Here is a 10,553-nt window from a genome sequence, read left to right on the forward strand (position 1 = left end):
GTATGTGGATGGATTATTGCTGGTTGTCCGTCCTGGCAAGGTAGAATATTCAGCGGTGAAGTCATCGAAATCATTACTTAATCATGGGAAAGTGCCTATTTTGGGAATGGTAGTGAATGGTGTTAGTGAGGAAAGTAGTTATGGTGGGTATTATTATCAGAGAGGTTATTACGGTGAGAAAGTAGATAGTAAGAAGAAGTCTTCTCAGGCCAATCTGCGGTAAGACTTGACTTTATTTCCTGCTCATGTAATATTAAACTACTAAGATGTAGAGTTTTTTGGTTGGTGCAAATACAGTTTACACCGCTGAGAAATTAACTAAAATTATTCGTTTTTTAGGAGTTGAGCTTTGATGGTCTTTTGATCTCAGTTCCTCCCTCGCCACCTACTCGTAACTGGGAAGGCTGAAGTAGGGGAAAGCTATGTCTAAATTATGGTATGTTATAATTATCAAAACGATGTCGACTAAGGGCTATAATAATCATCGTTTATGACCATCAGCTCCATAAGATCTCTCACATTGCAGGAGTTTCTGATGCTACCGGAAACAAAGCCAGCATCAGAGTTCTTGGGTAGGGAAATTATTCAAAAACCTACGCCGAAAGGAAGACACAGCCGACTGCAAGGGAAACTTAGTGGCGAAATTAATTTGGTGAGTGAATCTGAAAAAATTGCCTATGCTTTCCCTGAACTCAGGTGTAGCTTTGGTAATCGCTCAATTGTTCCTGATATAGCAGTTTTTACATGGGAAGATATTCCTTTCCTTAGCAGTGGAGAATTCCCAGATAGATTTGAAGTAGCTCCCGATTGGGTAATTGAGATTCTTTCTCCTGAACAGAAATCAAATAAAGTGATTGGCAATATCTTGTATTGTATGGAGCATGGGTGTAAATTGGGATGGTTTCTTGATCCTGATGATTTAAGTATTCTAGTATTTTTGTGCGATCGCCAACCAATACTGATGGAAAAAACCGATATTCTGCCTGTATTGGCAGGAATAGAGTTAAAATTAACTGTTGATGATGTATTTGGCTGGTTGAGAATGGCTTAACTAAGCAATACCTTGTTTTAGGAGTTGAGCTTTGATAGTCTTTTGATCTCAGTTCCTCCCTCGCCACCTAGTCGTAACTGGGAAGGCTGAAATAGGTGAAAGCTATGTCTATATGATATAACCACTCAATTGTAACCGCTCAATCAATAGGGACAGACTACCTGGCTGAGAACGGTTTTAAGTTAGTTGATACTTATAACTAAACGCGCTACCGTGAATTATTGGGCGGTTACACTTAAATTATTCAAAAAATCTATTGTTTAACGACACCAAATTACTGAAGTAAATTTACTAAATTGAAAAACAGCTTTTTAAAGAATGGATTCTATAATACTGCTGGCGGAATTATCCGAATTGGTTTGGCTATACTTACAATTCCTTTACTGATTCGCTTGATTGGAGTTGAGGAATATGGACTTTGGACTCTAGCTTCTAGTGTTATCGCAATTGTTGGTTTAGCTGAAGCTGGTCTTGCTACTGCAACCACTGTGTTTGTTTCTCAGGACTTAGGAAAGGAAGATAGTGATGGGTTATCACAAACTTTAACTGTGACAGTTGGAGCCATGCTGATATTGGCTACAATCGCAGCGTTCGCTCTTTGGTTTGGTGCTGAGGGTATTGTTAGTATATTTACTAAATTAGATAATACACAACAGTTGACAGGGGTAAAAGCTTTACAGATTGGTGGATTAGTATTGTGGTCGCGATTACTTCAACAGGTTTTAGTTGGTGTGGAGCAAGCATATCAGCGCTATGGTTTGATGAATCTGCTAAATACGATTCAGTCTGCACTAATTACACTGGGAATGTTAGTGATAGCTTACAGAGGAGGACGGACAATAGCATTGATGCAGTGGCAAGCTGTTGCTGCTGTAGCAGTTTTGTTAAGCCATGCCTGGGTGGTGCAATCATTACTTAAAACTGTAAATCTCCACCTGGCTTGGAGTAAAGATAAAGGACTTGCAGTAGGACGCTATAGCGTAATGATTTGGTTGAGTTCTTTGGGAAGCGCACTTTTTGCAAGAGGAGATCGTATAATTGTAGGAAGTTTGCTAGGGACTCAAAGTTTAGGGGTTTATGCGGCGATAACTGATATTACAACACAAATTAATGTACTTTCTTCATTACCTGTACAACCTTTAGTTCCTGCGGTCAGCCATTTAATCCAAAATTTAAATAATGAACAAACAAAACAAAACATTAAGCAAGCTATTCAGTTGAATGGTCTCGTTGCTCTTGGTTTAGGAGGTATATTAATAACACTTTCCCCATTGATATGTAGCTTAATTTTCACAAATGTAATAGATATTAAATACATATTTTTATTTTGTATTTCTACGGTAATTTATTCACTTTATTCTCTCAATGCTGTTGGTTACTATATCCTACTTGGCATAGGTGCAGCTAATATTTGTGCTATTGTAGTAGCAGCTAGTGGCTTTTTATCTCTCATAATGATTGCGTTGGGGGCATATAATTTTGGTTTAATCGGAGCAATCTGTGGAAATTTCCCTTATTTATTAACAAATCTTCTATTATTAATGGGAGTTAAACACTTTTGTATTCCTCAAAATACATTGATAAAATGGTTGAAGTTCCCTTTGCTGTTTTTTTGCATTGTCGTGTGTTTACATTATTTTATACTTTATAGCAATGTATTAAGACTAGGATCTGCTATACTGCAAAGTTGTATTTTATTGATTTGGTTCACCGCCAATAACAAAGGTTTTTTCGCAAAAAAATTACTTAACTTTAAGTGAGGTCTAATTATGAACTGCGTTTACTGTAAGGGATATCTTAAGGAATTTAGTGTCCGAAATGTCCGAAACGACCCAAATACTAAATCCATAAAAGAGCATGTGCTTATGTTAAATTCTTCTGATTTAAAGAATATTCTTCCATCAATGACTCATGGTAAATGTGTTAGTTGTGGTTCTATTATCGCTACTGATAATAGAATGAAAAGTGAAGAATTATTACTAAGCATGTACAATGATCTTCCAAAAGATTATTGGCAAGAACTCGAAACAGAAAAAAGTAATTCTTTCTTTGTTGAATTGGGGAATCTTCTCAATCCGAATCAAAATAGTATTATGTCTATCTGTGACGTTGGTTGCGGTGATGGTAAATTCTTAGATTGTATCAACGAATCTTGGCAAAAATTTGGTGTAGAGCCAGGTAAAGCTAGTGAAAATATGATAAATCATGAAAAAATTACTTACTTTAATGGAACTTTAGATAAAAGCCCATTTAGGAAACATTCAATGGACATCATCACTTACATAGATGTTTTTGAACACTTAGCTGATCCTATAAAAGAGATAAAAATAGCAAAAGAATTTTTATCCCCAAATGGTAAGATAGTGATATTTACAGGTAATGCTAATAGCATATACTCAAAAATGTCTGGAAAAAACTGGATATATCTTGCTTATGTCGGTCATATTGCAGTTGCTTCTGAAAAAGGTCTAATAAATGCTTTAAATTCATGCGGTCTTAATAAGATAGATGTATTAAACGTAAATCATCATTCTTCTGTGAGTTTTCCAAAGTGGCTATTTTATTTACTTGCTAGTAAGTTGTTAGGGAATCGAGGTAATATACCATTATTCAATGACCATATGATTGTGATTGCAAGTGTTTGAAATATTAAATTTTGAAGTATGGATATTTTAAAGTTCGTGGGTTTGGGATAGAATTGTCGAGTTAATCCATTCGTGTATTCGTTCAATCCACGCTTCCATAAATGATACGGCTTTGAAAAGAAACATTCTAATTTCAAGCTTTCAGATAGCTTCTGATGTCCACAGAATTCTCCTTCATTATCAATCTCAAGCCTCATAAACGTCTCTTTTTTCAACGTGGCTTTCAGGCTCTATCCCTTATGAAACAAGCTGTTTAGCCGCCTTGTCACCCGTTAAGGCTCTATGGTCGTAGCACTGACACTCTTGAATCTTTCCTTTTTTATGACTTTATGGAAATCTCCAGCATCCCAGAATATTTGAAAAAAAAATCTTGTCCTGAACGTATAGAAGGCGGATCTAGAAAGATTAATAGTAATCGCAAGGATGAAAATCACCAACATAATCAACCATTGGTGACGATTATAACCGTTGTGTTTAATGGAGAAGAATATATAGAATCTACAATTAAAAGTGTAATTAATCAAACACATGAAAACATAGAATATTTAGTGATAGATGGTGGAAGCAATGATGGCACTTTAGAAATACTTAAAAAGTATTCAGCCCATATTGATTACTGGCTTAGTGAACCAGATAATGGGATTTATGATGCTATGAATAAAGGTATAGCCTTGTCTTCTGGTGATATTATAGGGTTGCTTAATGCAGGTGATACATATCTACCAAATGCACTTTCATTGTTAGTTGAACAATTTGTTCCTAGCGATGATTTATCCATTTATTATGGTGATATTTACCTTGGCTACACAGATGCGAATATTACTATAAAATCTCCTGCAAGTATTGATAGACTAAAATACTCAATGACTATTTGTCATCAAGCTATATTCATTACGAAGCATACCTACTTAAATCAAGGACTATATAATCTTAATTACAAATATGCTTCAGATTACGCTTACGTATTCTCTTTGTTACTCATTGGTGCTGAATTTCATTACTTAGATGGCGTAGTTGCATATTATCAAACTGGAGGAGTAAGCGATAATAAAATTTTTAATTTGAAATTAGAGTATATCAAAATTCATCGGAATTTGAAAAGCCCATTTTTCTATCGTGCATTAATTTTATACATTCAAGAGTTATTTTCATACTATTTCTATAAAATAGTAGGATATTTTTTCGGAAAGCAAAAAGGCGCAGAGTTCAGAAAACAACGTTTAATAAATAAATATCAGACACACATACTACAAAATCAAGAGGTTAAATCTAAATGAATAAATTAATAAATACCCCAATTTTACTTTCGCTTATTGTCCCCGTGGTAAAGCCTGAATTGTTTTTAGAAAAACTATTTATTTCTCTTAGCAATTTGAAGCATGAACAAATCGAACTAGTCTTGATTAACCAATCAGGGAAGGAAATAGATATACTTAGGAAAATTCTTAATATTGAATTAGTTGAGTATGTACGAAATAGCGTAATTCCTGCTGCTGAAGCCAGAAATCTTGGAGCATCACTAGCATCCGGTGAATATCTCTTTTTTTTGGATGATGACGCTTTTATCTACTCCAACATAATATCCCTAGAAGAACTGATTATTAGTTTGTCAAATGGGCCAAATCTGCTGGTACCTCAACGAGGAGAGGTAATAGATGGCTGCTATATTTCTCATTGGCCACAGAATACATCGAAAATAACGTATAGAAATTTTTCAAGATTTATAATTGAATGGAACTTAATTATAAAAAAAGAGCTATTTTTGCAATTAGGCGGTTTCAATGATATGGGTCCTGGTTCACATCATGCATGTCAATGTGGGGAAGCTTTTGTTCTAACTTCAAAAATCATAGTGACTGGCCAATCAATCAAGCTATGTCCTAACATTAAAGTTGCACATCCTGGACTATTTGAAAAGGCTAAAAACACTAAAAATGCTCTTGGTTATGCTTATGCTACAGGATTTGCAATTGGAATTGGATTAAATTATTTTAATTTTATCGCTAAAATTTATTGGATTAATAGGGGAATTTTCTCTGCTTTTTATGAACTATTGAGACATAGTAAAAATCAAATTAAACTAGTTGAGAATGTTAATTTATTTATATATAGGTTAGCTATATTGAAATGTAAAATTTTGGGTTTAATTGATGCTGTTACTAAGAGTAAGCCCCGGTCTTTAATATGGTTAGATGCAGAAGCAAAAAAAATAATAAATTAGTGATAGTGAAAAATGAACGATTTTATATTCGATTGGATATGGTTGTATACACAAATTTTGTTACTAATTATTCTAATAATTCGAGAGCTTGTTCAAAATCATAACCGTAACTTATATGTTGTATTTATATCAGCAACAATGTTGACTTTGGTTCAAGGTCAAGCATGGTGGTTATTAAGTCAATTCCAAAATGGAGATTCGGATATTGTACATTTGTATCAGTTATTGAGCTTGGAAAGCACACGATTAGCAAATTTATATGCAGGTTTATGTACTATTAGCCTATTCATAACTTATACATGGATGGCAAGGCATAAATTTAAAAACAAAGGCTTTTTAAATTCAGAAGTAGTTGTTTTTTCAATCAAAAATACTAACTCCCTCGTGTCATACATAGTGATAGCCCTTTGGGTTACGGTCTTTGGTGGAATTTTAATACTTCTGCTAGGTGGGTTACAAGCAGCTATAGATAATCCAGGAAATTCTGTTGGAGGACAGACTTTCCTTCTAATTGGTGTTAGTTTGGGTAAAATGCCTTTACTATACAAATTATCTCTTAAACAAAGGCTGAATAGAGTTGATATCCTAACATTTGGCTTTACTTTCTTGCTGACCTTAATCAATTCCCGTTTTTTAGCAACTTTCATGCTTGTTCAAGTCCTATTAATATTCAACTACTGCTGGAAACAAATTCCACGCCGTTGGATTATTGCTAGTAGTTTTGTTTTCATATTTATCTTTATAATTTATGGACTGTATAGAGATAACAGTGCAATAAATTATAATTTAAGTTTATTTGAAAGGTTAGAAGAAATCTCGAGTCGTTTGAATCAGCAAGACAGTCCAATTGAATGGTTTTACCGTACCAATGTTGAGGTTTTTGCGGGCTTAGCAGGCATTTTAACTTATGAAAATAACGTAGGAGGTATTAACAGTGATTTCGGTTTATCTAATCTAAGCTTATTCACGCAATTTATTCCAAATATGATTCGCAATGACCCATATCTAGTAGGTCCGTTAACAGATTTCTTGAAGTCATTGTATCCATACCCTGAAGGTTCAGTTGTTCCATCAGGACTTGAAACTTTTTATGCTCATTTTGGTGTATTTGGACTAATACTTTTAGGCATATTGTTAGGATATTTATCCTACTTTTTGCATATGAAAATGCTTTATCAAAATGATGATACTTTGAAAGTATCTTTACTATCAGTACAATTAATTAATATAGTCCGAACTATGCTTTCTAATGTTCTATTTTTTGGATTAGCAGATTGGACTATGCTTTTCGCTTATAGACTGATATTAAATTTTGGAAAAAAGCAAGATAAGCGAGCAGATTACAAGAGTTATTAGGTTGTTTATTTGATGACAACGAAATTGTTCTTTTGTACAAGGAATTGTAAAATGATTAAAAGCTTTGAATCAGACTGTCAATATATCATTAATTCAGCACATAATTTTGCAGTCAAAAATCCAGATTTTACAGGTTCTCTTTGGTTTCTGCTAAAGAGGTTTATCGATAAATTATGGTGGGTTATAGGCTATAAGCCTTAATTATGCTGGATTATTACTTTGCTTTGCATCAACACCATAATTTCAACATGAAACAGTGATTAACCATACCTGCTATTTACGATTATCTCAAAACTCAAGGAGTACCTTTAATTGATTATCGGAATTGATGCCCGCTTTGCACTCAAGAAGCGTAGGGGAATAGGCAACTACACACTCAATTTAGTTCAATCTTTAGCAAAAATAGATCAGAAAAACCAATATATTCTTTATACAGATCAACCTAATTCTGAAAATATTTTACCAAAAGCTGCAAATTTTGAAGTTAGAATCCTAGTCCCAGCCAATTATTTACTATGGGAACAGCTAGTTCTGCCAAGACAAGCAATTAAAGATGGTATAGACGTACTTCATTGCACTGCTAACACATCTCCAGTTTTTCTAAAAAAAAGTACAAAACTGATAGTCACTATTCATGATGTGATGTATCTGAAAGATTCCGTACTATTGCCAAAGTCAAATGTTGCTTATCAAAGACTAGGTAGGATATACAGAAGTGCTATTGTCAGCAAAACTATTAGAAATGCTACTAAAGTGATTACAGTTTCTAACTTTTCTAAAAGCGATATTCTGCATCACTTTCCCAGTCTTCAAACAAGCTCAATTATAACTACCTATGAAGCACCGGATGCTGCATTTAGGATACTTGACAGGGGAAACGCATCTAAAATTATCAAGAATAGTTTTAATCTATCTGGAAAGTATTTATTAACTTTAGGTGGTACAGATCCACGAAAAAACACAAAATTAGTTATTAGAGCTTTTTCAAAGCTAAAGCAAACGAAAAACATTGATGAAAAGTTAGTTATCGTAGGAATTCCGAACTGGAAGCAGTCTGAATTTTATGATCTTGTGTGTTTACTTGAATATGGAAATGATGTTATTTTTACTGACTATGTTACTCAGGAGGAATTAGTATGTCTCTATAATTGTGCAACATTATTTATCTATCCTTCTTTATACGAAGGCTTTGGTATCCCACCCTTAGAATCAATGGTTTGTGGTACTCCAGTTATTACCTCTAATACAACATCTATTCCTGAAATTGTTGGAGATGCCGCTTTGCAAGTAGACCCCACCAATCAAGAAGAACTTGAAACAGCAGTATATAAATTATTGATTGACAGTTCTTTAAGAAATAACTTAATTCAGCGTGGATTAGCAAGAGCAAAGCAATTTTCTTGGCAAAGAATGGCTGAAGAGACTCTAGATATCTATAAATCTATTATTGCTTATGATAATAACTCATGAAAATACTTTTTGTTACTCCGAGATTTCCTTACCCCTTGTTACAAGGAGACCAACTGATACTCTATCATCGTCTTCGTATCTTAAGTCAGCGACATGAAATTACATTGTTGACCCTTTATCATAGTTCGTGGGAACTAGAAAATATTGATCAGATACGTCCTTACTGTAAAGCAATATATACTGTTCCTCTTCCTAAATGGCAATCACTTATCAATGTAGGAAAAGGTTTATTTACTTCACAATTACCTCTTCAAGCTTGCTACTACTCTTCTAGTAGGTTTCAGCAACAGCTAGATTCAATTTTAGCAGCCAACAACTTTGATATAGTTCATGCTTTTATGATGAGGATAGCCCCTTATTTTCATCATATACACACCCCTAAAATTATAGAACTGATTGACTCGATGCAACTAAATTTAGAGCGTCGTGTAGTGTTGGAATCTTTTCCTCGACGCTGGATTTTTCAGGAGGAACTTCAACGAGTCATCCGCTACGAACGTGATTTGCCTAACTTATTTAATAAGTTAGTAGTTGTATCTGAAAAAGATGCACAACTAATTCCTAGTGACCGAGTGAAAGTTATCCCAAATGGGATAGATACTGATTTTTTTAGTCTACAACAACAATCTCCAATAGATCCAACTCTAATTTTCTCTGGAAATATGAGTTATGCACCTAATATTCATGCTGTTAAGTGGTTTGTTGAACTTTGTCTACCAATAATTCAACAAACAGTTCCTAATGTTTCTCTTATAATTGCTGGAGCAAAACCTTCTAGAGAAGTTCGCAGTTTAGCGCGAAAAGAAGGAGTTATAGTGACTGGTTTTGTAGAGTCTATGCCAGAAACTCTGAAACAGGCAAAGGTTGCGATCGCTCCTATGCAATCAGGATCAGGTATGCAAAACAAAATTTTGGAAGCAATGGCTTCTGGACTACCTGTAGTCACTACAACATTAGGACTTGGTTCTCTGAGTGCAAAACCTGACAAGGAAATTTTGATAGCAGATAGTCCAGAAGATTTTGCGAAAGCTACGATTACTCTGCTACAAAACTCTGATCTAGCTAGAGAGATTAGAAATCTTGCAAGACAATTTGTTGTGAATAAATATAGCTGGGAATTTTCAGCTAACCAAGTTGAAAACCTGTACAATCAGATAATCATTGATAGAGGCAGATAAACTGAAGTTTTCAAACATGTTCCCATAATTTATGATTGTTTTCCGCGCAATCTGTAGCCAGAGATTCTCCAATAGTCTCAAAATTCTTTTGAATATCCCTTTTAAGACTCTCTGGATTAGATTGTACACCTAAAACAAATACTCTATTTTTTATATCATCTGGAATATAACTTTCTACAAAATTTAATCTATCTTCACATTCATCAAAATCAATAATTAATAGGATGTTTCTCTGTGGATATTGTCGCATAGCTTTGATATGATCATTTGTGAATTTATCTACAGCTTTTTTCCAACCATCAGCAATTGGTAGGATTTGAATAGCCCGATTATTCACATTCAAATTTTGAATAAATCCATTAACAATCTGACGATTAGCATCATCTTCAGGTAAAATTAACAAATGTGGTTTATTCTTATTTATACTCATAATTCTATGTCACCACAAATCAAAGAATTAATCAAATCGCCAGTAACAGGTATATCACTAAGCAATCTAATTAAAGTTGGTTCTAAGTGACTTTTTCTATCCAGAATAAAAGTGTTTTCATTGGAGAATTTTCTAATTGCTTCAGGATTATGAGAAGTTACTAAAATTTGGCCACTATCCTTAAATGAACGTCTCAGAGATG

Annotated in this window: 9 protein-coding genes and 3 pseudogenes; 9 read left to right on the forward strand and 3 right to left on the reverse strand. The window is 34.1% G+C overall.

The window, feature by feature from the left end; all coding sequences use genetic code 11:
• The 4 genes and pseudogenes from FJR08_RS22850 to FJR08_RS22865 all read left to right on the forward strand — a co-directional run.
• Positions 1-223, forward strand: a pseudogene (locus FJR08_RS22850) (CpsD/CapB family tyrosine-protein kinase); the annotation flags it as partial.
• 267 nt (positions 224-490) lie between these two features.
• Positions 491-1,051, forward strand: a complete 561-nt coding sequence (locus FJR08_RS22855; RefSeq protein ID WP_168634682.1) for a Uma2 family endonuclease — start codon at positions 491-493, stop codon at positions 1,049-1,051.
• Positions 1,052-1,347: 296 nt separating this feature from the next.
• A complete protein-coding gene (locus FJR08_RS22860; protein ID WP_168634683.1) occupies positions 1,348-2,811 on the forward strand; it encodes a lipopolysaccharide biosynthesis protein in 1,464 nt (487 codons plus the stop codon).
• A 105-nt stretch (positions 2,812-2,916) separates the two neighbouring features.
• Positions 2,917-3,696, forward strand: a complete 780-nt coding sequence (locus FJR08_RS22865) for a class I SAM-dependent methyltransferase (RefSeq protein WP_168634684.1) — start codon at positions 2,917-2,919, stop codon at positions 3,694-3,696.
• 23 nt (positions 3,697-3,719) lie between these two features.
• Here FJR08_RS22865 and FJR08_RS24350 read toward each other — a convergent pair.
• A pseudogene (locus FJR08_RS24350) lies at positions 3,720-3,908 on the reverse strand (IS30 family transposase); the annotation flags it as partial.
• 117 nt (positions 3,909-4,025) lie between these two features.
• Here FJR08_RS24350 and FJR08_RS22870 point away from each other — a divergent pair.
• From FJR08_RS22870 to FJR08_RS22890, 5 genes are all read left to right on the forward strand, one after another.
• Positions 4,026-4,973 (forward strand): glycosyltransferase family 2 protein, encoded by a 948-nt coding sequence (locus FJR08_RS22870; RefSeq protein ID WP_168634685.1) that lies wholly within the window; start codon positions 4,026-4,028, stop codon positions 4,971-4,973.
• The gene (locus tag FJR08_RS22875; protein ID WP_015078343.1) at positions 4,970-5,917 is read left to right on the forward strand and encodes a glycosyltransferase family 2 protein; all 948 of its coding nucleotides are present in this window, start codon (positions 4,970-4,972) and stop codon (positions 5,915-5,917) included. The genes FJR08_RS22870 and FJR08_RS22875 overlap by 4 nt, the downstream gene beginning before the upstream one ends.
• Positions 5,918-5,929: 12 nt before the next feature.
• Positions 5,930-7,273 (forward strand): hypothetical protein, encoded by a 1,344-nt coding sequence (locus FJR08_RS22880; protein WP_015078344.1) that lies wholly within the window; start codon positions 5,930-5,932, stop codon positions 7,271-7,273.
• Between the two features lie 312 nt (positions 7,274-7,585).
• Positions 7,586-8,743 (forward strand): glycosyltransferase family 1 protein, encoded by a 1,158-nt coding sequence (locus tag FJR08_RS22885; protein WP_168634686.1) that lies wholly within the window; start codon positions 7,586-7,588, stop codon positions 8,741-8,743.
• A complete protein-coding gene (locus FJR08_RS22890; RefSeq protein ID WP_015078346.1) occupies positions 8,740-9,921 on the forward strand; it encodes a glycosyltransferase in 1,182 nt (393 codons plus the stop codon). The genes FJR08_RS22885 and FJR08_RS22890 overlap by 4 nt, the downstream gene beginning before the upstream one ends.
• Positions 9,922-9,931: 10 nt before the next feature.
• Here the strand turns inward: FJR08_RS22890 and FJR08_RS22895 are convergent, their stop codons facing one another.
• Both FJR08_RS22895 and FJR08_RS23400 read right to left on the reverse strand, forming a co-directional pair.
• Positions 9,932-10,351 (reverse strand): hypothetical protein, encoded by a 420-nt coding sequence (locus FJR08_RS22895; protein WP_254435834.1) that lies wholly within the window; start codon positions 10,349-10,351, stop codon positions 9,932-9,934.
• Positions 10,348-10,553 (reverse strand): annotated as a pseudogene (locus tag FJR08_RS23400) (ATP-binding protein); the annotation flags it as partial. The gene FJR08_RS22895 and the pseudogene FJR08_RS23400, both read right to left, overlap by 4 nt.

Origin of the sequence: Dolichospermum sp. UHCC 0260 (assembly GCF_009711985.1) — a bacterium.
Taxonomy (GTDB): Bacteria; Cyanobacteriota; Cyanobacteriia; order Cyanobacteriales; family Nostocaceae; genus Dolichospermum; species Dolichospermum lemmermannii.